At 62.8% G+C, this 23,682-nt stretch carries 22 protein-coding genes and 1 pseudogene; 7 read left to right on the forward strand and 16 right to left on the reverse strand.

Features of this window, described 5'->3' with window-relative positions:
* Window positions 1-8: 8 nt before the first annotated feature.
* The 5 genes from AC0L2H_RS09925 to AC0L2H_RS09945 all read right to left on the reverse strand — a co-directional run bounded on the left by AC0L2H_RS09925 (window position 9) and on the right by AC0L2H_RS09945 (window position 3,824).
* Entirely contained in the window at window positions 9-440 is a 432-nt protein-coding gene (locus AC0L2H_RS09925; protein WP_473590030.1) for a potassium channel family protein, read from the reverse strand.
* 106 nt (window positions 441-546) lie between these two features.
* Window positions 547-996 carry a group III truncated hemoglobin gene (locus AC0L2H_RS09930; protein WP_473590363.1) on the reverse strand — a complete coding sequence of 150 codons (450 nt, stop codon included), beginning with the start codon at window positions 994-996 and terminating at the stop codon, window positions 547-549.
* Between the two features lie 21 nt (window positions 997-1,017).
* A complete protein-coding gene (locus AC0L2H_RS09935) occupies window positions 1,018-1,890 on the reverse strand; it encodes an SUMF1/EgtB/PvdO family nonheme iron enzyme (RefSeq protein ID WP_473590031.1) in 873 nt (290 codons plus the stop codon).
* A gap of 73 nt (window positions 1,891-1,963) precedes the next feature.
* A complete protein-coding gene (gene nirK, locus AC0L2H_RS09940; RefSeq protein ID WP_473590032.1) occupies window positions 1,964-3,067 on the reverse strand; it encodes a copper-containing nitrite reductase in 1,104 nt (367 codons plus the stop codon).
* A 310-nt stretch (window positions 3,068-3,377) separates the two neighbouring features.
* The gene (locus tag AC0L2H_RS09945) at window positions 3,378-3,824 is read right to left on the reverse strand and encodes a pseudoazurin (protein ID WP_473590033.1); all 447 of its coding nucleotides are present in this window, start codon (window positions 3,822-3,824) and stop codon (window positions 3,378-3,380) included.
* Window positions 3,825-3,975: 151 nt separating this feature from the next.
* On the opposite strand from AC0L2H_RS09945, the gene AC0L2H_RS09950 reads away from it, so the two are divergent.
* Window positions 3,976-4,680, forward strand: a complete 705-nt coding sequence (locus AC0L2H_RS09950) for a Crp/Fnr family transcriptional regulator (protein WP_473590034.1) — start codon at window positions 3,976-3,978, stop codon at window positions 4,678-4,680.
* Here AC0L2H_RS09950 and AC0L2H_RS09955 read toward each other — a convergent pair.
* The 4 genes and pseudogenes from AC0L2H_RS09955 to AC0L2H_RS09970 all read right to left on the reverse strand — a co-directional run bounded on the left by AC0L2H_RS09955 (window position 4,677) and on the right by AC0L2H_RS09970 (window position 8,027).
* On the reverse strand, window positions 4,677-4,922 hold the full coding sequence (locus tag AC0L2H_RS09955; RefSeq protein WP_473590364.1) for a DUF1858 domain-containing protein: 246 nt from the start codon (window positions 4,920-4,922) through the stop codon (window positions 4,677-4,679). The genes AC0L2H_RS09950 and AC0L2H_RS09955 overlap by 4 nt on opposite strands.
* 72 nt (window positions 4,923-4,994) lie before the next feature.
* Window positions 4,995-5,327, reverse strand: a pseudogene (locus AC0L2H_RS09960) (DUF779 domain-containing protein); the annotation flags it as partial.
* A 67-nt stretch (window positions 5,328-5,394) separates the two neighbouring features.
* On the reverse strand, window positions 5,395-6,912 hold the full coding sequence (gene adh, locus AC0L2H_RS09965; protein WP_473590035.1) for an aldehyde dehydrogenase: 1,518 nt from the start codon (window positions 6,910-6,912) through the stop codon (window positions 5,395-5,397).
* Window positions 6,913-7,058: 146 nt separating this feature from the next.
* The gene (locus AC0L2H_RS09970) at window positions 7,059-8,027 is read right to left on the reverse strand and encodes a GAF domain-containing protein (protein ID WP_473590036.1); all 969 of its coding nucleotides are present in this window, start codon (window positions 8,025-8,027) and stop codon (window positions 7,059-7,061) included.
* Between the two features lie 486 nt (window positions 8,028-8,513).
* Between AC0L2H_RS09970 and AC0L2H_RS09975 the strand changes: the two genes are divergently transcribed.
* From AC0L2H_RS09975 to AC0L2H_RS09995, 5 genes are read left to right on the forward strand one after another with little or no spacing between them, the layout of a single operon-like run.
* Window positions 8,514-9,491, forward strand: a complete 978-nt coding sequence (locus tag AC0L2H_RS09975) for an ABC transporter permease (RefSeq protein WP_097571468.1) — start codon at window positions 8,514-8,516, stop codon at window positions 9,489-9,491.
* Window positions 9,492-9,526: 35 nt separating this feature from the next.
* A complete protein-coding gene (locus tag AC0L2H_RS09980) occupies window positions 9,527-10,531 on the forward strand; it encodes a sugar ABC transporter substrate-binding protein (RefSeq protein ID WP_473590037.1) in 1,005 nt (334 codons plus the stop codon).
* A gap of 27 nt (window positions 10,532-10,558) precedes the next feature.
* Entirely contained in the window at window positions 10,559-12,679 is a 2,121-nt protein-coding gene (locus AC0L2H_RS09985; RefSeq protein WP_473590038.1) for an ABC transporter permease, read from the forward strand.
* Window positions 12,676-13,791 carry a strictosidine synthase gene (locus AC0L2H_RS09990; protein ID WP_473590039.1) on the forward strand — a complete coding sequence of 372 codons (1,116 nt, stop codon included), beginning with the start codon at window positions 12,676-12,678 and terminating at the stop codon, window positions 13,789-13,791. The genes AC0L2H_RS09985 and AC0L2H_RS09990 overlap by 4 nt, the downstream gene beginning before the upstream one ends.
* A complete protein-coding gene (locus tag AC0L2H_RS09995) occupies window positions 13,788-15,281 on the forward strand; it encodes a sugar ABC transporter ATP-binding protein (RefSeq protein ID WP_107650798.1) in 1,494 nt (497 codons plus the stop codon). Before AC0L2H_RS09990 ends, AC0L2H_RS09995 begins: the two co-directional genes overlap by 4 nt.
* Before the next feature lie 64 nt (window positions 15,282-15,345).
* Here AC0L2H_RS09995 and AC0L2H_RS10000 read toward each other — a convergent pair whose 3' ends face one another.
* The 4 genes from AC0L2H_RS10000 to AC0L2H_RS10015 are packed head-to-tail and all read right to left on the reverse strand — an operon-like array spanning window position 15,346 to window position 18,894.
* Window positions 15,346-16,083, reverse strand: a complete 738-nt coding sequence (locus tag AC0L2H_RS10000; RefSeq protein ID WP_473590040.1) for an SDR family oxidoreductase — start codon at window positions 16,081-16,083, stop codon at window positions 15,346-15,348.
* A 26-nt stretch (window positions 16,084-16,109) separates the two neighbouring features.
* Entirely contained in the window at window positions 16,110-16,496 is a 387-nt protein-coding gene (locus tag AC0L2H_RS10005) for a carboxymuconolactone decarboxylase family protein (protein ID WP_473590041.1), read from the reverse strand.
* Between the two features lie 28 nt (window positions 16,497-16,524).
* Window positions 16,525-17,946: an MmgE/PrpD family protein gene (locus tag AC0L2H_RS10010; RefSeq protein WP_473590042.1), complete on the reverse strand. Its 1,422-nt coding sequence runs from the start codon at window positions 17,944-17,946 to the stop codon at window positions 16,525-16,527.
* Window positions 17,947-17,970: 24 nt separating this feature from the next.
* Window positions 17,971-18,894, reverse strand: a complete 924-nt coding sequence (locus tag AC0L2H_RS10015; RefSeq protein ID WP_473590365.1) for an NAD(P)-dependent oxidoreductase — start codon at window positions 18,892-18,894, stop codon at window positions 17,971-17,973.
* A 178-nt stretch (window positions 18,895-19,072) separates the two neighbouring features.
* On the opposite strand from AC0L2H_RS10015, the gene AC0L2H_RS10020 reads away from it, so the two are divergent.
* Window positions 19,073-20,005 carry a LysR family transcriptional regulator gene (locus AC0L2H_RS10020; protein ID WP_473590043.1) on the forward strand — a complete coding sequence of 311 codons (933 nt, stop codon included), beginning with the start codon at window positions 19,073-19,075 and terminating at the stop codon, window positions 20,003-20,005.
* Window positions 20,006-20,047: 42 nt separating this feature from the next.
* Here the strand turns inward: AC0L2H_RS10020 and AC0L2H_RS10025 are convergent, their stop codons facing one another.
* From AC0L2H_RS10025 to AC0L2H_RS10035, 3 genes are read right to left on the reverse strand one after another with little or no spacing between them, the layout of a single operon-like run.
* Complete coding sequence (locus AC0L2H_RS10025; protein ID WP_473590044.1) at window positions 20,048-21,061, reverse strand: ABC transporter permease; 1,014 nt, start codon at window positions 21,059-21,061, stop codon at window positions 20,048-20,050.
* Complete coding sequence (locus AC0L2H_RS10030; protein ID WP_473590045.1) at window positions 21,058-22,605, reverse strand: sugar ABC transporter ATP-binding protein; 1,548 nt, start codon at window positions 22,603-22,605, stop codon at window positions 21,058-21,060. Before AC0L2H_RS10030 ends, AC0L2H_RS10025 begins: the two co-directional genes overlap by 4 nt.
* A 34-nt stretch (window positions 22,606-22,639) precedes the next feature.
* A complete protein-coding gene (locus tag AC0L2H_RS10035) occupies window positions 22,640-23,569 on the reverse strand; it encodes a sugar ABC transporter substrate-binding protein (RefSeq protein ID WP_097571478.1) in 930 nt (309 codons plus the stop codon).
* Window positions 23,570-23,682 lie beyond the last annotated feature (113 nt).

Raw genomic sequence — 23,682 nt, forward strand, 5'->3', positions numbered from 1 at the left:
CGGCCGGGTCAGAAATGCTCGCCGGTCTTGAAGGGGCCGATTCGGGTGCCGGCCGCGATCAGATACGCGGTCGACCAGCCAATGAGCAGAAACCCGTTGACGCCCTCCAGGGCCGCCAGAACGCGCCAGTCATGGGCCGGCACGACGTCGCCATAGCCAACGGTCGAGAAGGTGATGGTGGAGAAGTAGAGCGCGGTCTCGAAGTCGGGCAGGACTCCAAGCAGGCGATACACTCCTGCCCACAACCACACTTCCGCGGTCATGACGGCAAAAAGACCCATCACCACGCTGATCATTGCGACAACCCGGCTTCGTCGGCCATGCATGCGGAATCGCGCCACCAGATGCCCCATCGCTCGGGTCACTGCAATGAGGCCAAAGGTGTGAATCAAGACCGTCAGGCTTATGACGATCGTGCCGAGGAAGAGGTTGAGAATCATGCAAGGAAACTAGAATTTCTATGGAGGCTTTCCTTGCGCAAAATCAAAACCTGACGCCAGCCTTTCGAGCTTGAGGCGATCCGCCGAGTTTTCGCCGCTACCTGCGCTATTTATCACCGACCGTCGCGGCGGGAGCGAGGCGAAAGAACATCGCCAATTTCAGGCTTGTCGCGATGCGCTCGGCTCTGTCGACAAACACCGCGGCTGTTTCCGGGGCGAAGAGTTCGGCGGTCGTTTGGCGGAACAGGGCCAGCCAGACATCGAAATCGGCTTCGGTGACATCCTTGAGCTTCAAGTGAGCCGGCACGGGGCGTCCGTGGTAGTCGCCGCTCTTCAGGATGACGGAACACCAGAAGTCCGTCATTTTCTCGAGATGCGGCTCCCAATCACCGATGATTTCGCGCGCGAATATCGGCCCCAGACGTTCATCGTTCCTGACTTTTGCGTAGAATTCGCGGACCAGTTTTCCGATCGATGTTCGATCCACGCCAGCATGGCTCAGAGGCTGTTCCGCGACCGGGCGCGCTCGATCGGCCAAGGTTGATTTCAATGTCATCATACGCTCTTGTCTATGCTGTCAGGAGAAGCCCAGGCGCCGAAGGGCAACCTGCACGAGACCGGGCTGGTCGCGGACAAGCCGGAAACCCAGATTGTCGGGCGGCGTGCCGACGGCGCAACCGCCGCTCTTGCCGTCGCGGATGAAGTTCGACATGTAGGTGCGGTGAAATCCCTCAACGACGTGCACGCCGCAATTGTCGATCGAACTCGTGATCCCCACGCCGTCGCTGGCCATTGTTGCATGGATATAGCACGTCGAGGTCCATTCCCAGATGTTACCCGCAACGTCCGCCAGCCCTTTTGAGTTGATACCAAAAGCGCCTTGTAGCCTTGGTTCAGGATCTGGCTTGCGACCAAGGGCGGTTTCAGCGCGATACCGGGCGAGCCATCGCCGAGCCGGGTTCTTCGGGTCGCTTTCACCACTCTCCATGTCGCCCCGGAAGCGTTCGCCCGCGGCGTACGCCCACTCGACGTCCGGGGGCAGCCGCCATGCCTCACCCGTGCGGCTTGACAGCCAGGTCGCATAGGCTTCGGCATCCATGTGGCTCACGCCGGTAACCGGAACGTTGCCACTGTTGCGAGCATCGATGGGCTTGCAGGCGCCGTCCGCCACGCACCGTCCGTATTCGGAAACGCTTACCTGGTATTTCATAATCTCCAGAGGCGCATGGATGGTTTCTTGCACAATAGGCGCTGCGACTGGATGGTTCTCCTTGAGGAATTCCCCGGCCTTTGGATGATCGAATGAACCAGGCCCCAGGATCACCAGCTCGCTCACGGCTATCGGCTGGGAGAACTCCAAAGAACTATCGTCGACCGCATGGGTTATGCCCAGGCCGATCAATGCGGCGGCCGCAATTGTTCCGAACAAGAAGATAGGATCTAGGGACATGGGCACCAAGTCCGTCCGTCAGTGCAACCCTTCGGCCTCGCTGCAGGGTTGCACCGGGGATCGGATCTCCCGATTATGAGGCAATTGCCTTGGGCGCTTCGACCTGCATCATCAGGTCGTCGTCCCAGCTTCCCTCGACTGTGAAGTGCGCGGTTGCGCCGAGTTCGACTGCCTCGATCAGATTGTGGTTCACATAGGCGTAGATGCCCGGCTGCAGGAATGTGTAGAGCGCCGCGCCGGCCGACCCGCCGCGGATGAACCAGGTTTCGAGATCCTTGGCCGGGGGATTGGCGAACTTGCCCTGTTCCCAGACAAAATCGCCGTGGCCGCCGATCAGGTGTGGGCGCGTGTCGCGATTGGCCTGGGAGTGAACGATCAGAATGGTTTCGCCGACCTTCGCTTTCATGGCGTTGTCGCCGGTCAGCGATCCCGCCCTGCCGTTGAAAACGACATGGGTCGGGATCAGCCCGCGCATCACTTTGAGGGTATCGTCGTAATTGTCGCCGGCCGTTTCATATTTCTTGAATTGCCCCTGGTCGTCGCGGGGAATGTAGAAGTCGTTCTCGCCGACGTAATAGATATGGTCATAACGAACGGGCTTGCCCGTGTCGTCCTTGAGACCGTCGCGCGGCAGCACCATGATCGCCCCGCTCATGCCCGACACGACATGCCAGGGGATCATCGCGCCGCCGGGCGCGCAGTGATAGACGAACGTTCCGCTTCTGGTCGCCTTGAAGCGCAGCGTGACCTGCTCGCCCGGATTGACCAGCGTCAATTCGCCACCGCCGAGCGCGCCCGTGGCAGCATGGAAATCGATGTTGTGGGCGAGCGTATTGGTCTCGGGATTGATCAGCGTGAGCTCGACATAGTCTCCTTCATGCACGACCATCAGAGGACCGGGAACTGAGCCATCGTAAGTCATTGCATTGATCTGTGTGCCGTCGGCATCGATGACCATAGGCTTCTCCTCGATCGTCATGGTGAATTCGACGACCTTTGGACCGCCCTTGGCGACCTGATCATGAGCATGGACGAACGGCGGCGGGACCAAGGTTACCTTTTCACGAGGCAATCCGGCGACGTCCTTGGTGCTCGCCACGGCGGGCATTGCACCAACGGTGGCGACCGCGGCCGCGGTAAGAACAGTTCCCAACAAAGCTTCGCGTCTCGTAAGCATTTCCATCTCCTTGGTTTTAGCCATTCGATGTCTTCAGAATAAATCTTGGCTTCGGCCAAGTCTTTGCGCTAACGCAAATCCAATACCTTTGCCGCGGCTTCTGTTTTGGAGACAATATGCGCCGACGCGGACGCGAACCGGATGGGAAGCCGCGGCTGTGGGGGATCGACCACCAGCCTCTCCTCAAGAGGGGGAGGGATCGGTTCTGCGGCACGAAATCCAGAATGAAAAAGGCCGGACCGGACCGCTCCTCCGGTCCGTCCAGCCTCTGTCTCCGGAAGATCGCAAACCGGAGGACGTCCAGAAAAAATCAGTTGGAAGCAGTCTTGGCCGCCTCGGCGAACAGTTCGGCGAATACGGGTTTGGCCTTTCCGATCTGCTTGACGGCTTGCGCAGCTTCCAGGTTGACTGGCTTGCCGACGACGATCAGCGCCACCATGCCCATGCCGTAGTGCGGAGCGCACTTCACGCCATAGACACCCTCCTGGCCAAGGGTCACGGTTACTTCCTCATTGGTCTTTCCCTTGAAAGCCTCGGCGCCGTCCGGGATCATCCCCTTGATGCTTTCGGCATTGTGCGACTTGTCGGTCGGAACGAACTTGACCGTGTCCCCAGGCGCCGCCTGAACGAAGGCAGGCTGGAAGACCATCGAGCCTTTCTCCCCCTTGTTCAGCATCTGCACGACATGTTCTTCGGCATTTGCCGCCCCGGCGATGGAAAGCAGGGCGATGGCCGCGGCGATCAGTGGCAGTTTCATTTGTAAATCCTTTTTTGAGTTCGTCACGGCATCAACCGTCGCGCTCTTTTACTGGGCCTGGAGACTTGATGATTTGCGCTGGCGCAAACTCGCGAGCAAAAACAGCCCTAGTGCTGTATTGTGACCGCGATCAAATTCGGGAGGGACAGTGTTGGGTAGCCTCGATCGCTCGCTGATTGCAGGGCTTTCCGTCTTTGAAGGCCTGGCCGCCACGGATCTTGACCGCATCGTCGGCCAGGCCAGGTCGCTCAGGATCGCCAAGGACCAGCCGGTGTTCGAGCAGGAGCAGGAAGCACATTCCTTTTTCCTGCTGCTGGACGGACATGTGCGCGTCGTCAAATCGACGCCTGACGGTCACGAGGTGACGGTGCGATACATTAGTCCAGGCGAGCTGATGGGCATCGCCCACGCGCTTGGCCGCACCACCTATCCGGCAAATGCGATAGCTGCCGTCGATTGTGTGGCTCTTGCCTGGCCAAGCCATCTTTGGCCAACGCTCGCAGCGAATTTCCCAAGCTTCAGTGCCAACACATACAAGGCCGTGGGCAGCAGACTGCAGGATGCCCATACGCGCGTCATCGAGATGTCCACCGAACAGGTGGATCAGCGTGTCGCCCATGCGCTGCTCAAGCTGGTCAAGCAGACGGGCAAGAAGACGGAGGAAGGTATCCTGATCGACTTCCCGATTTCACGCCAGGACATTGCCGAGATGACGGGAACGACGCTGCATACGGTGAGCCGACTGCTCTCGGCGTGGGAAGACCAGGGATTGGTCAAGAGTGGGCGCCAGAAGGTGACCGTGGTCGAGCCTCACCGGCTCCTTCTGATCGCCGAAGGCCGCGCGGAGAAAAGCTAGTCGGACGCGGTCCCTTCGATCGCGGCCTGCAAATCGCTGCTGAGTTGTTCTTCGTTGAGATCGTGTTCGCGTGCGGCGTCAGAAACCGTATGGAACGAGGCAATCGGGCAGCCGACGCAAAGCAGGCCGTGCTGGAGCACGACCCGGATGGCCGCCGGCGACCGGCTCATGATTTCGTCCATCGTCGCATCGTCGCTGAATTTGTGTTTCATGCTGCTTGTCCGCGCTTTGGAAGCGGACATCTTGCATCCGCTTTGCGGGATGCTCGTTGCGCTGAGACAAAGAGCAAGCAGCCTGGCGCTCGCTTGCGACCCCTGAACGGCGCAGATCGTCGACCGGGTCAGGAACCGCTTCTCCCGCCCGTTGTCCAGCGAGAACATGCCGCCGCGGCCAGGCACCACGTCGATGATGAGATCGGTATGCTTCCAGGCTTCGAATTGCGAAGCACCGATGTAGAAGGGAGCGTCGCCGATGTGGCCGAGCAGCACATCCCGGTCGCCGACGATGAAGCCGGCACGCGGATAGCACATCGGCGAGGAACCGTCGCAGCAGCCGCCGGATTGATGGAACAGCACCGGACCGTGCTCGGCAACGATCTCCGCGATCAGTTCAAGCGCTGCCGGTGTTGCCGTGACCTTGGCATGCATGGCGTTTTCGATTTCCAGGCTTGGGCGCGGCCCCTCGCGGAGCCGCGCCTGTGAGCCAAAGAGGCGATCAGAAGAAACCGAGCTTCTTCGGGCTATAGCTGACCAGCATGTTCTTGGTCTGCTGGTAGTGATCGAGCATCATCTTGTGCGTCTCGCGGCCGATGCCGGACTGCTTATAGCCGCCGAAGGCCGCATGCGCGGGATAGGCGTGGTAGCAATTGGTCCAGACGCGGCCGGCCTGGATCGCGCGGCCGAAGCGATAGGCACGGTTGCCGTCTCGCGTCCAGACACCGGCGCCCAGACCGTAGAGCGTATCGTTGGCGATGCTGAGCGCTTCGTCGTCATCCTTGAAGGTGGTGACCGAAACCACGGGCCCGAAAATCTCCTCCTGGAAGATGCGCATCTTGTTGTGGCCCTTGAATACGGTCGGCTTGACGTAATAGCCGCCCGCCAAGTCGCCGGGCAGGAGGTTGCGGGCGCCGCCGGTCAGCACTTCCGCCCCTTCCTGGCGACCGATGTCGATGTAGGACAGGATCTTTTCCAATTGCTCGGACGAGGCCTGCGCACCGATCATCGTCGCCGGATCGAGCGGATCGCCCTGCACGATCGCTTCGACGCGCTTGAGGGCGCGTTCCATGAACCTGTCGTAGATCGATTCATGGATGAGCGCGCGGCTCGGGCAGGTGCAGACCTCCCCCTGGTTCAGCGCGAACATGACGAAGCCTTCGATCGCCTTGTCGAAGAAATCGTCGTCCTCGGCCACGACATCACTAAAGAAGATATTGGGCGACTTCCCACCCAGCTCTAGTGTGACCGGGATCAGGTTCTGGCTGGCATATTGCATGATCAGCCGGCCCGTCGTGGTCTCGCCGGTAAAGGCGATCTTGGCGATGCGCGGCGACGAGGCGAGCGGCTTGCCGGCCTCGAGGCCGAAGCCGTTGACGATGTTGAGCACGCCAGGCGGCAAGAGATCGCCGATAAGATCGGCCCAGAGCAAGATGGCGGCAGGGGTCTGCTCGGCAGGCTTCAGTATCACGCAGTTTCCGGCGGCAAGCGCGGGCGCAAGTTTCCAGCAGGCCATCAGCAGCGGAAAGTTCCAGGGGATGATCTGGCCGACCACGCCGAGCGGCTCATGGAAGTGATAGGCGACGGTATCGTCGTCGATCTGGGAAAGACTGCCTTCCTGGCCGCGCAAGGCGCCAGCGAAATAGCGGAAATGGTCGATGGCTAATGGCAAGTCGGCCGCGGTCGTTTCGCGGATCGGCTTGCCGTTGTCCCAGGTTTCGGCGCATGCGAGGAGATCGAGGTTTTCCTCCATGCGGTCGGCGATACGATTGAGGATGAGCGAGCGTTCGGCCACGCTGGTGCGCCCCCAGGCGCCCTTGGCGGCATGCGCCGCATCGAGAGCCGCCTCGATGTCCTGGGCGTCGGAACGCGCCACTTCGCACAGCAGCTGGCCGTTCACCGGCGAGTGGTTATCGAAGTAGCGGCCGGCGTGCGGCTCGGCCCATTTGCCGCCGATGAAATTGCCGTAGCGCCTGTCGAACGGCGCCTTGACCGAGCGTGAGAATTCAACCTTGTTCATCTGTCTTCCTCCCGAAGCCGACGTCGCGGGATGCAACGCTTCGGAAGAGAGACTTGTGATTTCCGCCGCTCTTGTCACCGTATCGGAGACAGTGGGCAGACCGGATGTGTCGCAGAATTGCGACACTCATGCGAGGATTCGAATGGTCAGTGGGACCTGTGTACGTCCAGGCGGTTGAGCTTGCGGTGAAGCGTCGCTCGGCTGATGCCAAGCGCCTGAGCCGCGGCCGAGACATTTCCGTCTGCCCGCGCCAGCGCCCGCTGCAGGGCGCCGCGCTCGGCCTCGGCGAGGATTTCGGGGCCACTCTCCGCCCAACCGAGCAGATCGGCCGCGGGCATCGGTTTGTCGAGACATTGTTGCGTTATCCCAAGCGCCAGGCGAGCCGATCGGGTCGCGCCGACCACAAGGTCATCGGCATCGACTGCGATCAGCGCGCCGGAGCCTTTGTCGGTCACCGGCGCCAGCAGAATTCGCGCCTTCGGGAATGCCATCCTGAAGTTCTCCGCCTCGATCCGACGCGCCGCATCGACCACCGCCACCGAAATAAGATTGGCGAAGGCTTCGGTCAGATCGGCCCGGCACGACGAGACGTCGAGCGCGGCGACAAGATTCCCCTCATGATCGTAGATCGGAGCAGTGGTGCAGCTCAGCCCCGTGTTGCGCGTCTGAAAATGCTGGTCGCGGTGGATCGTCAGCGCCCGCTGTTCAACCAGACAGGTACCGATACCGTTCGTGCCCTGGCTCTCTTCGTTCCAGACGGAGCCAGTCCACAACCCCCAGGAATGAAACGTCTCGTCATCCACGGGCGCGCCACGCCGTTCTACCGGCACACCGTCGCGATCGGCGAGCAGTACGCAGCATCCGACGCCGCCCACCGCAAGATAGAGCCGGTCCAGACTCGGTTGGGCGGCTCGGACGAGTGCTTCGATGCGTTGCCGGGCTTCCTCCAATTCGGCCTCTGTCAGATAGCGTGGCGGGCTGCAATCAGTCGGATCGAGCTGATGCAAACTGGAAGACCGTCGCCAAGAGGCGACCAGCGCCGACTTCGCCGCGGCGTCCGAAGCGATCGCGGCCTGAATGCGGTCGGCATGATGACGGGGCAAATCCTCGCCCATGCTTATCCTCCCAAAACCCATTTCTTGCTTTCGGCTCCTGGACCATGGCCGATTCAAGACAGGGCAACGCTGATGTCGTGTCAGGTTCCGCTTTCAATCACCGCATTGTCAATTCGACAGAAGGACCAGAAAGGGGACATCCTCCATGTTTCCTATTGGTTAGTGATGTTTGGCCAACCGATGGTCGTTCCTCGTCGGTGCATTTTCTCCTCCAGGCACCTTTCGGTTGATGCCCAAAGCCTATCAGCACGAACTGGGGCGTTCATTGATCGAGCGCAAAGACGAACACCCCGCCGGGCCGCCCGATGCTTCAAAGCCTCCGCGCACTGCCGTTCTTCGCGATAGAGCCGGTAGCCAACATAACTGATATTCCATGAACGGGTCTGTCTCGGGTTCTCCAAAAAAGGGATGTTCGTTCCAGCTTGATGCCGATCGCGCGGGTCCGCGTCCGCGGAGCAATATCGGCCGGTCTGGGAGGTCCGAAAAATGGGGAAGGCGCGATTGTCGCAAGAGGGCGTGGTGTTCGCACTGGCCGTTGCGATGTTTGCGGTGTTCGCGCTGACGCTCAACAATTTCCTGACCGCCGGCAACCTCATTGCGCTGGTGCGCAGCGTCTCGATTCTCGGTATCCTCGGCCTGGGCATGGGGCTGGTCGTGATCGGTCGGGGAATAGACCTCGCAATGGTGGCCACGATGGTGGTCTCGTTGTCCTGGGTTTTGTCCATGGCGCAGACCGGTACGCCATTTGACACCGCGCTGGCGTATGGCGTCCTGCTCGCGCTTGCCATCGGTCTGGCGAGCGGCATTCTCGTCGCCTACGCCGATATTCCGGCGATCTTCACGACGCTTGCCATGGGCCTGGTCGCCTATGGCTCCGGGCGCGCCTTCCTGTTTCAGATCGACGTGCAGAACACCCCGGTCGGCGTTACCTGGTTCGACTTCCTCGGTCGCGGCTTGTTGTTCGGCCTGCCGATGCCGATCATCGCCTTCGCCGTGCTTGCGGCGCTGATTGCGCTGCTTTTGCTGCGCACCCGTTTTGGCCGGTTTGTCTATGCGGCGGGCGACAACCCGCTGGCGGCCCGCATCACCGGTTTGCCGCTGCGGCCGCTTATCGTGGCGCAGTACGTCGTGAGTTCGCTGATCGCCTTCCTCGCCGGCGTGGTCATGGCGGCGGCCGTGTCCGGCATGAGCACGCGGGTCTACAACTCGACCATGATCTACGACGTCCTGCTCGTCGTGGTGCTGGGCGGCATAAGCCTGAGCGGCGGCCGCGGCGGTGTGCGCAACGTGCTGGTCGGAACGCTGCTCGTCGGCGTGCTGCTGAATGGCATGACCATCCTCGACATCACCTACACCACGCAAAACCTGATCAAGAGCCTGATCCTTCTGCTGGCGATCATGGTCGACAGTTTCATCAACCCCAGGGACGAGCAGACCTCGCAGCAGAGCCAAGGGGACATCTGAACCACATCTTGTTTGCAATTCAACGGGAGGAAACCATGAAGATTCGCAACATTCTGGCGGCAGGCCTGATGGCCCTCGGGTTGGCGGGCGCCGCACATGCCGATGACGGCCTCGACAACCCGTCGCGCAACCCTTTCTATGACGGCCTGAAGGGAAAGCGCGTCGTTTTCATTCCCCTGGCGATGGGCTTCGACCTGACCGAGGGCTGGGCCGCGATCATGCGCAAGCAGGCGGCCGACCTCGGTTATACGCTTGAAATCCGTGATCCGAACTGGAGTACGGACGCGGGCACGCGCGCTCTGACCGCGCTGATCGCCGAAAAGCCCGACCTCATCATCGCGCACAATCCTGACGTGCAATCCTATGCGCGGTTGCTGAAGCGCGCCATGGACGCCGGCATCAAGGTGATCCAGCTCAATCTCGAATCCGTGGTGCCGACCGACGCCTATGTCGGCGCCGACTGGTCGCGCGTCGGCTACATCGAGGCGGATGCGCTGGTGAAGCAGTGTGGAGCGAGCTCCGGCAAGTCCGGCAAGATCGCCATCATCCGCGGCCAGCCTACGGCAGCTTCGGATCTCTACGAGCTTTATGCCTACAAGCAGACCTTCGCCAAGGATCCGTCGATCAAGGTCGTGTCGGAGCAGGCCGCCCAGTACGACCCCGCCAAGGCGCGCGCGATCATGGAGACGGTATTGCAGCAGCACCCGGATCTGTGTGGTGTCGTCGGCAACTGGGATAATCAGGACGTCGGCGCGGGCGCCGCGATCCAGGCGGCCGGCAAGGCCGACGACATCTACCTCGTCACCTCCGGCGGCGGCAACAAGATAGGTTGCGACAACATCGAGAAGGGGCTGCTGGACCTGATCATCAGCTACGATGTCCCGCTCCAGGGCAATGCGATCAACCAGCAGATCGTGCAGACACTGCTGGCGCCGGCCAAGGCCGGAGAGAGCAAGACCTCCTACTACACCCCGCTGACGCTGCTGACGAAGGACAATATCGGTCCGCGTACCTGCTGGCAGCTGGACCAGCTGAAGTAGGCCGACTGGCGAGCACCAAGGATCATCATGGCCAGCAGCGACACCTCCGCCTATCTGCGTTCGCGTTATCTCCCCGATCACCTGATCGGGGAGCTTCTGTCGAAGCGCTGGATCGACAATGCGATCCCGTTTTCCGCCCTCCTGCTCACGATCGTGGTGCTGGGCTCGATCATTCCGGACTTTCTGTCCCTGTCGAGCCTTTCCGACCTCGCCCGGCAGTTCGCGGAATTCGGGCTCGTGGTGCTGGCCCTGACGGTGGTGATGATCTCAGGCGGCATCGACCTCTCGGTCGCTTCCGTCTTCTCGCTCGCGGTGCTGTTCTCGCTGATCGGCGTGAATGTCTACGAACTGCCGGTTCCGGCCGTCCTCGCCGGCATCCTGGTGATGGGCATGGGGTGCGGCGCCATCAACGGCGTGCTGGTCGGCTATTTGCGCCTGCGCGCCTTCCTGACCACGCTGGTCAGCCTGATCATCTTCCGCTCGATCTACGAGATCGTCTTCGTGAAGATGTCCACCTCGATGATGGTGGGCTTTTCCATGTCCGACCTCTGGCTGTTCATCGGCGAAGGCACGGTGCTCGGCGTTCCGACCTCGCTGGTGATCACGCTGGTGATCGCTCTCGCCTGGCACCTCGTGCTGTCGCGCATGCGCCCCGGCTGGCGGCTCACCGCGGTGGGCGGGGCGCGGCGATCGGCTTTCAACGCCGGCATCGACGTGCGCTTCATGGTGTTCCTCACCTATGTCGCCTCCAGCACGATGTGCGCGCTGGCCGGCTTCCTGTTCGCCGCTCGGCTGGGCAGCACAGGGTCCGACACCGGCGTCGGGCTCGAAGTGCAGGCGCTCACTGCGGCCGTGCTCGGTGGAACGGCGATCGGCGGCGGCCGGGGTTCGGTGGCGAAGGCGATCATCGGCAGCCTGCTGGTGCTGATGCTTACCAACGGACTGATCAATCTCGGGATCAGCGGCCCAATCACCTCGACCATCCTTGGCGCAATCCTGCTTTTTGCCGTCTTCGTCGACATGCGCTGGCAGAAGCACCGCCACCGCATTCTCGCCAAGGTCTACGTCTCGCCGGCCTATCTTTCCCTGCCGCCGGCGCCGAAGGTCGACGCACCCGGCTCGCCCTATGTGCTGAACGATCGCTTGCGCTCCGTCGAGATCATCGGGCTCGGCGAGATCGAGGGACCAGAGGACGTAATCCTCGATCGCGACGACAATCTCTATTGCGGCACAAGGCATGGCGACATCGTCCGCTTCTTCGGCCCCGACCACAAACGCTCCGAGGTGTTCGCGCATATTGGCGGCCATCCGCTCGGCATGGCGTTCGACCGCACAGGCAACCTGCTCGTCTGCATCGGCGGCATGGGTCTGTTTCAGGTTGCGCCCGACAAGACCGTCACCAAGCTCACCGACGAGACGAACCGAAGCTGGACCTCGGTCGTGGACGATTCGCGGCTTCGACTGGCCGACGACGTCGACGTTGCGCCCGATGGCCGCGTCTATTTCAGCGAGGCGACGATCCGCTACGAGCAGGAGGACTGGGCGACCGACGCGGTGGAGAGCCGGGCGAGCGGGCGCATGATCTGCTACGACCCGCGCACCGGCAAGACGCACACCGAGATTCCGAAGCTGGTCTTCGCCAACGGCGTCACCATGTGTCCCGACGGGCAGTCCTTCATGTTCGCGGAGAGCTGGACCTGTTCGATAAGCAGATACTGGTTCGACGGACCCAAGAAGGGCACCACCGAACGCGTCATCTCCAGTCTGCCCGGCTATCCCGACAACATCAACCGGGCCTCGGACGGCAACTACTGGCTGGCGCTGCTCGGCATGCGCGGGCCGGCGCTCGACCTTGCGATGCGCATGCCCGGCTTCCGCAAGCGCATGGCTCGCCGCGTTGCGCCAGATCAGTGGCTCTACCCGAACATCAACACCGGCTGCGTGGTGAAGTTCAACGAGAAGGGGGAGATCCTCGACAATCTCTGGGATCTCGGCGGCCGCAACCATCCGATGATCACCTCGATGCGCGAGCATCGGGGATGGCTCTATCTGGGCGGTGTTTCGAACAACCGCATAGGCCGCTACAGACTGCCGGACGCGGATCCCGACTGGTGCGGGCAGGATGCCTATTGGGGACCGCGCCCATGATCGGCGCCATCAAGCGCGCCTGGGCGAATTTCCGTGGCTTCGATCTCACAGGCAGCACGGTGCCGCCGATGGACGGCCCGCTGCGGCCGAATGCGAAGCTCGACGCAGCACCGCTGCTTCTGGAACTCGCCGACGTCGATAATCTTGTGCTGCGCGGGCAACAGATACTCTGCTCGGTCGGTCAGGAAATCCATACCCTGGCGCCGGAGATCGGCAATAGCGGGGAGGCGCTTTCAATCACCGGGACGCACAGCGCCGGCAAGCCCGTGACCAGCATGGCGGCGGCCGGAGACCTGCTGGCTGTCGCCGTCGAGGGCGAGGGGATCCGCATCGAAAGACCGGGGCGCGCATCGACGGAACTGATCAGGCCGGAAGGGCTCAATGTGGAGTGCATCACGGCTATGGCCTTCGCCGACCCCTCCACCTTGCTCATCGCGGTGGGATCGGCCCGCAATCCCGCGCATCGTTGGAAGCACGATCTGATGACGAAGACGGAAGCGGGGTCGGTCTGGCGCGTCGACGTCGGCGCGCGCAGTGCCGTTTCAATCGCCTCGGGGCTGGCATTTCCATCCGGGATAATCGTATCCAAGGACCGCCTGTTCGTTTCGGAGGCCTGGCGCCACCGTGTCGTTTCGATGGGCCTCGACGGCTCACTCCAACAGATCGCCCTCGGCTCGCTCCCCGCCTATCCCGGGCGCATCGCACCGGCAACGGAAGGCGGCTTCTGGCTGGCGATGTTCGCGCCGCGCAACCCGCTTGTCGAGTTCGTCCTGAAGGAGGACGAGTACCGCAGCCGCATGATCGAGACGATCGATCCAGAATATTGGATCGCTCCCTCCCTCGTCACCGGGCGGAGCTTCCTCGAGCCCATACAGGGCGGCGCGCGCAAGAAGCTCAATATGCTGAAGCCTTGGTCGCCGACCTGGTCGGCGGGCATCGTCGTGCGCTGCGACGGGGCCATGTCGATGTTGCGAAACTATCAAAGCCGTGCCGATGGCGACGTGCACGGCGTGACGTCAATGTGCGAAGCCGATGGCCGGCTTCTGGTCGGTGCAAGGGGATCGGGGAAGATCGTGGCGATCGACGAACGAGCGGGGCAGACCGCAAGATGACACCGCTCATTCAATTGCGCGGCGTCTCCAAGGACTTCCGCGGCGTTCTGGCGATCTCGAACGTGGATTTCGAAATCCGTCCGGGCGAGATACACGCTATTCTCGGCGAGAACGGCGCGGGAAAGTCGACGCTCATGAAGGTGCTCGCCGGCGTCTACCAGCCGAGCTCCGGCGAAATGCTGCTCGACGGCCAGCCCGTTACCCTGAATTCGCCATCAGACGCGCTGAACCGCGGCATAGCGATGGTCTTCCAGGAGACCAACCTGGTGCCGTCGATGTCGGTGGCGCAGAACATCTATCTTGGCGACGAGAAGCTGTTCAACCGGCTGCGCGGCTTGAACATCCAGGCGCAGCGTTACCTGCTGTCGCTCAATTTCTACGTCGATCCCACCGCGCAGGTCTCCTTTCTGGGGGCCGGCAAGAAGCAGATGGTCGAGATCGCGCGCGCCGTTCATCACAATGCGCGGCTCATCATCTTCGACGAGCCGACCGCGACGCTGACGCCTGAGGAGAAGTTCCACTTCTTCAACCTTGCCCGGCGGCTCAAGGAAGAGGGCATTGCGATCATCTTCATCAGCCATGCGCTGGAAGAGGCCTTGCAGCTGTCGGATCGCATCACGGTGATGCGCGACGCCAAAGTGGTGGTGACCGACGAAACGAGCAAGTTCGACCGGGACCGGATCGTCCAGGCAATGGTCGGGCGCAGCCTGTCCGGCGAGCTCTATTCCGGCCAGACGCGCCTGGCGCGTCCCATGGGCAGAAAGATTCTCAGCGTCGAAAACCTGTCGATGGGCAATACGGTGCGCAACACGTCCTTCTCCGTGTTCGCCGGACAAGTGACGGGGATGTTCGGCCTTGTCGGCGCGGGACGCACCGAGACGATGAAGATCGTCGCCGGCGTGCTGAAGCGCGATTACTTCCATGGCGGCACGGTGCGCTTCGAAGACAGGCCGGTTCGTTACCGGACGCCGCGACCAGCGGTGCGCGACGGCATCGTTTATGTCACAGAGGACCGCAAGATCGAGGGGTTCTTCGAAACCATGACGATCGCCGGCAACATCCAGCTTGGGCAACTCGCCAAAGGCAACAATCCGCTGACGCCGGTCGCGCCGCGGCAGGGGCGGGAACTTGCCACCGAATGGACCAAGCGGCTGGGGGTCAAGGCGATCGACGCCGATGCCCGCGTCATCGAACTCTCCGGTGGCAACCAGCAGAAGGTGGTTCTGTCCAAGGCGCTGATCCAGAAGCCCAAGCTGGTCATCCTCGACGAACCCACACGCGGCGTCGACGTCGGCACCATCGTGGAGATCCACAACTTCATCAACGAGCTTGCCGACAGCGGCATGGCCGTGGTGGTCATCTCGTCCTACCTGCCCGAGATCATGTCGCTGTCGGACCGGATTCTCGTTGCGCGGCAGGGACGGATCGTCGAGGAAATGGACATCGCCGAGGCGACCGAAAGCGGGATCATGTACGCGGCGGTCCACTGAGCCTGCGGTGGCTGACCACGGGCAAGGACGGAACCGGAAATCGCGGCGAAACGAACCGCCCCGGCTACCACCTGTTCGTCGGCAGCACGAACATCTGCGCGATCTGGACGTGCGGTGGCTGATCCAGCGCGAATGAGACGCATCGGGCGATGTCCTCGGGGTCGAGCGCCATGCCGAACTTCTCGAAATATTGTCGGGATGCCTCCTCGTCGCCACGGTGGCGGGACGTGACGATGTTGGTGCGGGTAAGCCCCGGCAAGATCTCGATCACGCGGATGGGTGTCTCCGCCAACTCGCCGCGGATGATGTCGCTCAGCATGTGCACGCCGGCCTTGCTGGCGGAGTAGGGCGCCTGGTCCGGCACCAGGCGCAGCGCGCTGATGGAGCTCATGTTGACGATGTCGCCACGGCCGCGTTCGATCATCCCAGGCAAGATCGCCCGCGTCACGCGCATGAGGCCGATCAGATTGGTCTCGATGATCGCCGCCCAGTCGTCGGCCGATCCGATGTCGAAGCGGGTACGCCCGCCAATGTCGTGGCCGGCATTGTTCACCAGTACGTCGATGTCGCGGAATTCCGGCGGCAGCCGGTCGAGGCAGTCGGCGACGGCGGTGCCGTCTGTGATATCAAGGGGGAGCGGGAAGACATTGGCGCCGAGATCGCCAGCCAGGGCGGTGAGGGGGCCTTGCTGGCGATCCGCCAGGACGATGCGGCAGCCCTTGGCGTGGAGGCTCATGCAAACCGCGCGGCCGATGCCGCTCGCGGCACCGGTGACGAAGGCTATCCTTTGCCGATCCGTCATGTCAGGCGGTCCCCAAAAAACGCCGGTCAGGCCTTGGCGGCATCAAGTTCGGCGAAGGCCTCGCGCGCAATGCGGAAGGAATCCACGCCCGCCGGCACGCCGGCATAGATCGCTACCTGCAGGAAAATCTCGCGGATCTCGTCGCGGCTGACACCGTTCTGCAAAGCGCCCTTGACATGCATCTTGAGCTCATGGGGCCTGTTGAGGCAACTGATCATGGCAAGGTTCAGCATCGAGCGCGTCTTGCGCGACAGGTCTTCGCGGCCCCAGACCGCACCCCAGCAATACTCCGTCACCAGTTCCTGCATGGGGCGATTGAAGTCGTCCGCGGCGGCGAACGACTTTTCCACGAACTCCGTGCCCAGCACATCCTTGCGGATCGCGAGGCCACGCTCGAAGACATCCTTGGACATATGAAATTTGCTCCTGCTTTTGGATCGGTTACGAAACTTGCCTGGACGATAGACGCGTGGCTTTGCCGGCCCCGTGTAGGGGCGCTCGCGTCGCTTGCCTTCTGGCTGCTCCCTTTGCCGCGCAAAGCGACAGGAGCCGGCCGGCGTCTTTCTTCGTATCCAACCTGTCGACAAATTCTTCGACAGCCTCGGCCCCGGCAGGGCCAAGGATAACCGCGGCCGCCGACCGGAAGCGCTCGCGCACCTCCGCCTCGGTGGCGGGCACGACATCGGGCAGGCCCATCGAAAGCTGGCGGCCGTCGCCGAGCACCACATCGATCGCCGCGCCCTGCTGGCCAGGAAACAACGCGGTCAGATCCGGGCTGGCAACCAGTTCGCTGGCGCCGATCAGGCGTATCGTTTCAGCATGAGCGAGATCGCTGTAGATGTCCTCCGACAGCCGGCCGTGCGCAAACACGGCCCCCACACCAAAGGGAATGCTCATCTTCGCCTGGAGGGCCCTGTCGAATGGTCCTGTCCGGTCGCAACCGGGATATGCGGCGGCTGCGGCGGGCACGCTGATGCGGATGCGCTCGACCGGCGCGGCGTCCGAGCCGATCATCTCGACAAGCTTCAATGCCGTCTGGCAGGCTGTCTGGGCGAAATTACAGGCAGGTGCTGCCTTGTGATAGACGTTGAGAATATCGGCCTCGCCATCGGGGAAGAGTTCGATCGGGCCGGGCATCGGCCGCCGCGCCAGCGCGGCAAAATATCCCGACCGGCCTTCAAGGATGTCAGGACTGCCAAAGGCTCCGGCTTCGGCCAACCGAATCGCCATCCAGGCATTGCGCGCGGCAAAGCCGGGATGGAAGAACATGTCGGAGCCGCCGCTGTGCGGCCACTGGTTCAGCCCGGACGCGGTGTTCGCCGCCAAGGCAATGGCCGCGGCCACTTGCTGCCGGTCGAGCTTCAGCATCCAGGCGCCGCCGCATGCCGATCCGATGGGAGCGACCAGTCCTGTCGGCCGGAAAAGTGACGACATCGCCGGGTCGATCAGCATCCTGCCAAGGCGTCCGCCGACCTCATAGGCGACCACCGCCGACCGGATCAGGTCCATGCCGGCAACAGGCTCCGTCTCGGCCAAGGCGAGAAGCAGCGGCCAGACGACCACACCGTGGTGGCAGACCGATGCGGCATGCATGTCTTCCCTGACCAGGCCGTGGCCCTTCACGGCATTGACGAAGGCGGCGTCCGCCGGTGTCGTCGTTGCGCTTTCGCCAATCATATGGCCGCCAGGCGCTGCCGCCACGGCGGCGACCGCCTGCCGGCTGGGCTCCAATGCCGAAGCCTCGAACGCACAGCCGAGAAAATCGAGCAGGCAGAGCTTGGCCTTGGTGACGACGGCAGGACTGAAAACCGGCGAAGCAAGGTTCGCCAAGGCATCCGCCAGTTCCATCGAGCGCGTCGTCATATGCTGCTCTCCACAAAACAAGGCCTAGGCGCGTATCTCCACGCCGGCCCACTCCTCGATGATGCGGACCATCGAGGTGAAATCGGAATCCGGCCCGAAGCGGGCATTGGTGGCGGCGAGCATCTGCCGCACCAGGGAGCCGCCGACCATTGGCACGCCCAAATTCTCGCTTTCATCGACGCACATGCGCACGTCCTTGTACGACAGCGCAGTGGAGAAGCCGAAATCGAAGGTTCCCGGCAAGACGGCGCGCGGGAACTTGTCCTGCGTCGCGCTGTTTCGCCCGCTCGAGGCATTGATGATGTCGCACATCACCGTGGGATCCAGGCCGGCCTTGACGCCCATGGCGAGCGCCTCCGCCGACAGCAAGATGACGCCGGCGGCGATCATGTTGTTGCCGAGCTTCGCAACCTGAGCGCTTCCTGGCGTCTCTCCGCAATAAAACCTGCGGCCAAAATTGGCCAGGACGGGTTCGATCTCCTCGTAAATCTGCTTGGGGCAAGAGACCATAACGGCGAGCGTGCCGTTGCGTGCGCCTGCGATGCCACCCGATATCGGTGCGTCCACCCAGGCGATGCCTTTGCTGGCCAGGGACTCCGAGATGATCTTTGCCATGCTCGGTCCGGTGGTGGACACGTCGACGATGATCCTGGCCTTCGAGCCGGCCGCGATGCCGGTCGCACCCAGCACGACTTCCCTGACGATGGGTGGCGTCGGCAGGCTGCAGAATACGATGTCGGCTTCATCCGCGACCGCCTTGGGAGATGCGGCAAGTTTGGTAAATTCCGCCGGCAACTCTTTCGCCGCGTCGGGCCGCGTGTCGTAAACGATCAGATGATGGCCGGCCTCGATCAGGCGGCGCACCATCGGCACGCCCATGCGGCCGAGGCCGATGAACCCAAGCGTTTGACGCTGCACGACTTTTCCTCTCGAATTTATTGAATTCAGGCAGTTTTGGACTGGTTCAGACTAGGCCAAATGCCGCCCGTGCGATAAGGCCCGCGACGCGCATAACAGCTTTGCCGCAAGCCCGACGCCCGCTTGTCAACGGCTCCGATGTACCCCAAACTCCGGCATTCGTTGCATGCCAACGGAAATTCTCTGTTCCGCATTTTGCGACGAGGCAATGTTCATGTTCGACTTACGGCAGCTCCAGCTGTTCACGGCAGTGGCGGAATTCGGCAGCTTCTCGCGGGCCGCCGTCGCGCTATCGGTCAGCCAGCCGGTGCTCAGCAGACAAATCAAGGCGCTGGAGGAGAGCGTCGGGATCGCGCTTCTTTATCGCAACGGTCGCGGCATCGTCCTGACCGAAGCAGGCAAGCTTCTGCGGGACTACGCATCGGCAATCCTGGAGCAGGCCTCGCGGGCCTCGACTGAACTCGGCGCCTTGCGATCGAACCCGCGTGGGACGATTGCTCTCGGAATGCCGCCGTCGGTCGGCGTCGTCCTGACCTCGCCGCTCGTCCAGCATTTCCACGAGCAGTTCCCGCAGGTGAGCATGCGCGTCGTCGAGGGGTTCAGCGGCCATCTCCTCGAATGGCTGGTGATGGGGAAGATCGACGTCGCGGTGCTGTACAACGCGCCGCGCATGAACAACCTTCTGTCGGAGCCGATCCTGCGCGACGAACTCTTTCTGCTCGGCGCCGAGAATGACCCAAGCAAGCTCGGCCCCGGACCGGTCGATGCCGAGGTTGTTTCGCGTATCCCCATGATCCTTCCGGCCCGACCGCATGGGCTGCGGGTGCTGCTGGATCAGATCTTCGGTTCTGTTGGCATCGAACCCAGGATCGAGGTCGAGGTCGAGGCGATGCCTTCGACGCTGCGCCTCGTCGAGGCCGGTATGGGGTATACGATCCTGTCCTATTCGAGTTGCCACAATCTGGTGGCGGAAGGCAGGATCAAATACTGGCGTATCCAGAACCCGTCGATAGAAAGGGAACTGCTGCTCGCGACGTCGACGCAGCGGCCAACCACTACCGTCATCCGGGCGCTGACCACCCTCATAAGGGAGGAGGTGCGCGCCTTGCGCAAAATGGGAATCTGGGACCCGAAACCCTGAGAAGCCGGGTACATCCTCGAAGAGGTGGTGCCCGGCCCTCGGTCACACTGAGGCGGCATAACGCCGGGCGAGAGCGGACATGCCGACCGCGAGCACGAGGATGCCACCCTTGAAGATCGGCTGGAAATGGGTGGGCGCGCCAAAAATGCTGAGCCCGTTGAAGCCGACCGCGAGGATGAGCACGCCGACCAGGGTCCCGGTTATGTGAAATTCACCTTCCTTCAGCGTAGCGGAGCCCAGGAAGACGGCGGCGAAGGCGTCCAGGAGATAGCCGTCGGCGGCCGCCAGCGTGCCGCTGCCAAGCAGCGAGGACAGCAGCGTTCCCGTCAATGCGGCGCAGAAGCCGGCGGTGGCAAAGGCAAAGATCTTGATGCGGTCGACCCTTATGCCCGAGAGCCTTGCCGCCTCCAGGTTGCCGCCGACAGCCTGCATCTTCTGGCCGATGTCGGTCTTGTTCAGGATGACCCAGAGCGCAATCAGCACGACCACCATGATGATCACCGGATTGGGCAGGCCGAAGACCAGGCGACCAAGCGAAATGTCGGTGAAGGCACGCGGGATTCCGGTGGCGATCGGGAAGGAACTGTAGGTGAAGCCTATCCCCGTCAGCATGGTCCCGATGCCCAGCGTGGAGATGACGGCGTTGATCCTCACCTTCGTCACCAGCACGCCGTTCAAGGCGCCGATCGCGGCGCCGAGCAGCAGGGCGCAGACGATGCTGAGCCAGATCGGAAAACCCTGGTAAGCCATCAGTCCGGTGACGATCAGGCCGACGAAGCTCGCGACATAGCCGATGCTGAGGTCGAACTCGCCGACAACGAGCGTGTAGGTCAGCCCGGAGGCGATGATCGCGGTCAGCGACGCCTGGCTGAGGATGTTGAGGAAATTGGCGCGGGACAGGAAGATTCCTGGCGCGTTGGCCGAGAAGAAGATCACCATCAGCAGGAGCCCGACGATCGTACCGTAGCGAGAGAGCCAGATCAGCGCTGTCCGCTTCCACGAAGACTTGCGGAGCTGTGGCGCGTCCTTCGCCGCGGTTCCGGCCTGGGCCATCATGCGATGTCTCCTTCTTCGTCGTTGGGATCATGGTAGCTTAGTTCGATGATCCGCGCCTCGGTGATATCGGCGCCGGTCAACTCGCCGGTGATGCGGCCTTCGCGCATGACGAGGACGCGATCCGCCAGCAGCGTGAGTTCCTCGACATCCGACGAGATCACCAGGATGCCGACGCCGGACCGGGCGAGCGCCCGGATCGCATCATGGATCTCTTCACGCGCGCCGACATCGACGCCTCGCGACGGCTCGTCGAGAATGAGCAGCCTGGTTCCGGCGTTGAGCCAGCGGGCGATCAGCGCCTTTTGCTGGTTGCCGCCTGAAAGACCGCCGATCCTGGCGTCGACGCTGGGCGTCTTGATGCCCAGCTGGGCTATCAGGCTGTTCGCCTGCCGCCGGGCCTTTCTGTCGGAGACGAAGGGGAGCCCCGGAATGGCGCGCAGTTTCTTTAAGGTGGATATGTTGATGTTGAAGCCCACCGACTGCTGCAGCATCACGCCTTGCGAGCGGCGTTCCTCCGGCACCAGCGCTATGCCGGCGCGGACCGCTTCGGCCTCGTTGGCGATGTCGAGCCGTTTGCCGTCGAGCTCGAAATGGCCGGCATCCGGCCGGGCCGCGCCGGCCACGAGATGGGCAAGTTCGGTCCGTCCCGCGCCGACAAGGCCGCCGAGCGCCAGGACCTCACCCTTGTAGAGATCGAAACTCACACCCTTCACCGCGCTCTTCCAGGCGATGTCGCGGACGGAGAAGATCGGCTGCCGGCTGCGGTCGACGGCGAAGCGGGCGCGCGCGTCCGGCGGGCGTATGTCATGGCCGATGATGGCTCTGACCAGACCCTTCTTGTTGAGCGCTCCACGCTCCGCGCCATCGACGATGCGGCCGTCGCGCAGCACCGTGATCCTGTCGCAGAGCTGGAGCACCTCTTCGAGCCGGTGCGAGACATAGAGTATGGCCACGCCCTGGGCGGAGAGATCGCGGATGATGGCGAAGAGCTGCTCGCTCTCCGGACCAGAAAGCGAGGCCGTCGGCTCGTCCATCGCGATCATGCTGGCTTCGCCCACGAGCGCCTTGCTGATCATGACGAGCCAGCGCTGGGCCACCGAGAGTTCGGAAATCTTCGTCTCGAGCGGAAAGCGGATGCCGACGCGCTCGGCGGCGGCGCGGGCGGCGACGCCGGAACGCTGCCAGTCGATTATCCCGAAACGGGTGACCTTGGGCGCGCCGAGCAGCATGTTCTGCAGTGCGTTGAAATGCGGGATCAGGTTCAATTCCTGATGGATGAAGGCAAGCCCGGCGTTTTCCGAGGCCCGGGGCGACCCTTTTTGCAGGTCCTCGCCGGCGATCGTCACGCTGCCCTCGTCAGCCACCGTTACCCCGGCGAGGCAGCGGATCAGCGTAGACTTGCCGGCGCCATTGGCGCCGACCAGGCCATGCACCTTGCCTTTCTCGATGTCGAGATCGGCGTGGTCGAGAGCGAGTTCTCCCGCAAAGGATTTGGTCAGGCCGCGGATGCGCATCCATGGCCCGGCCGAAGCGGCGGGCGGCATCTAGCGACGCCGCTCCGCCAGGCGCTGCAAGGTCTCACATGCCATTGGGATGTTCGGCCATGAACTTGTCGACATTGTCCTTGGTGACCACGATCCCGGGGATCTGGATATCCTTCGGCTGCCAGGAGGCTCCGGCCTTGATCGAGTCGAGGATGGCCTGGAAGACCTCCTTGCCCTCCTGGTAGGCCGGCTGCCAGACCGTCGCCGTCAGGTCGCCTTCCTTGACCAGTTGCAGTGCTTGCGGGCTGCCGTTGATCGAGACCGTGGTGACGTCGGTGCGGCCGGCCTGGCGCATTGCAGCGACGGCTCCCTGCATCGGCTCATCCCAGCACGCCCAGATGGCGAGCGGCTTGTCGCCGCCGGCGGGATGCGCGGTGAGCCAGGCCGCGGCGGTGGCGTTGCCGAACTGGACCTGCCCGGGCGCCGTCACTTCGCTGTAGTCCACCTTGACGTCGGACTTGCCCTTGACGCCCTCGTCGAAGGCGATGCCGCGATCGATGCAGAGCTTTCCGGGGTGGAAGGTCATTGCCAGAACGTCGGCCTTTTCGCCAACCTTGTCGATCAGGAACTTCACCGAGTCATCGCCGACCTGGCGACCGCTCGTCGTCACGACGATGCCGGGAACGATCTCGCCGCCCCAGGTGGCGACGGGAATGCCCGCATCGCGTGCAGCGGCGAGACCGGAGCCAATGGAGCTGCTGGCAAAGGCAAGCACGAAGATCGCGTCGACCTTTTGCGCGGCGAAAGAATTCATCGCGGCGTTGGCCTGGTCGGCGCTCGCCTGCGTATCGGTCACCTTGACGTCCCAGCCGGCAGCCTTGGCGGCTTCGGTCGCGCCGCCGATGACGGCTATGTTGAGGGCATCGTTGGCCAGAAGTGCAACGACGCCAAGCGTCTTCGCCTGGGCGACGGTGGCAACCATCATGGCGCCGGCCGTCAATGCGGCAAGCAGCAGTTTATACATTTGGAAATCCTCTCTCCCTGTCGACCGTCCCCACGATGGGGCCGGCGCCTTCCCTTCACGAGATTTCAGCGGTCTTCGTTTGCTCCTTGCACCCAAAAACCCACTCCTCCGGC

The organism is Mesorhizobium sp. WSM4871 (assembly GCF_055811295.1).

Coding starts and splice junctions, on each gene's coding strand:
- AC0L2H_RS09925 (WP_473590030.1), bottom strand. CDS start 440: ATGATTCTCAACCTCTTCCTCGGCACGATCGTCATAAGCCTGACGGTC.
- AC0L2H_RS09930 (WP_473590363.1), bottom strand. CDS start 996: ATGACATTGAAATCAACCTTGGCCGATCGAGCGCGCCCGGTCGCGGAA.
- AC0L2H_RS09935 (WP_473590031.1), bottom strand. CDS start 1,890: ATGTCCCTAGATCCTATCTTCTTGTTCGGAACAATTGCGGCCGCCGCA.
- nirK (WP_473590032.1), bottom strand. CDS start 3,067: ATGCTTACGAGACGCGAAGCTTTGTTGGGAACTGTTCTTACCGCGGCC.
- AC0L2H_RS09945 (WP_473590033.1), bottom strand. CDS start 3,824: ATGAAACTGCCACTGATCGCCGCGGCCATCGCCCTGCTTTCCATCGCC.
- AC0L2H_RS09955 (WP_473590364.1), bottom strand. CDS start 4,922: ATGTCCGCTTCCAAAGCGCGGACAAGCAGCATGAAACACAAATTCAGC.
- adh (WP_473590035.1), bottom strand. CDS start 6,912: ATGAACAAGGTTGAATTCTCACGCTCGGTCAAGGCGCCGTTCGACAGG.
- AC0L2H_RS09970 (WP_473590036.1), bottom strand. CDS start 8,027: ATGGGCGAGGATTTGCCCCGTCATCATGCCGACCGCATTCAGGCCGCG.
- AC0L2H_RS09975 (WP_097571468.1), top strand. CDS start 8,514: ATGGGGAAGGCGCGATTGTCGCAAGAGGGCGTGGTGTTCGCACTGGCC.
- AC0L2H_RS09980 (WP_473590037.1), top strand. CDS start 9,527: ATGAAGATTCGCAACATTCTGGCGGCAGGCCTGATGGCCCTCGGGTTG.
- AC0L2H_RS09985 (WP_473590038.1), top strand. CDS start 10,559: ATGGCCAGCAGCGACACCTCCGCCTATCTGCGTTCGCGTTATCTCCCC.
- AC0L2H_RS09990 (WP_473590039.1), top strand. CDS start 12,676: ATGATCGGCGCCATCAAGCGCGCCTGGGCGAATTTCCGTGGCTTCGAT.
- AC0L2H_RS09995 (WP_107650798.1), top strand. CDS start 13,788: ATGACACCGCTCATTCAATTGCGCGGCGTCTCCAAGGACTTCCGCGGC.
- AC0L2H_RS10000 (WP_473590040.1), bottom strand. CDS start 16,083: ATGACGGATCGGCAAAGGATAGCCTTCGTCACCGGTGCCGCGAGCGGC.
- AC0L2H_RS10005 (WP_473590041.1), bottom strand. CDS start 16,496: ATGTCCAAGGATGTCTTCGAGCGTGGCCTCGCGATCCGCAAGGATGTG.
- AC0L2H_RS10010 (WP_473590042.1), bottom strand. CDS start 17,946: ATGACGACGCGCTCGATGGAACTGGCGGATGCCTTGGCGAACCTTGCT.
- AC0L2H_RS10020 (WP_473590043.1), top strand. CDS start 19,073: ATGTTCATGTTCGACTTACGGCAGCTCCAGCTGTTCACGGCAGTGGCG.
- AC0L2H_RS10025 (WP_473590044.1), bottom strand. CDS start 21,061: ATGATGGCCCAGGCCGGAACCGCGGCGAAGGACGCGCCACAGCTCCGC.
- AC0L2H_RS10030 (WP_473590045.1), bottom strand. CDS start 22,605: ATGCCGCCCGCCGCTTCGGCCGGGCCATGGATGCGCATCCGCGGCCTG.
- AC0L2H_RS10035 (WP_097571478.1), bottom strand. CDS start 23,569: ATGTATAAACTGCTGCTTGCCGCATTGACGGCCGGCGCCATGATGGTT.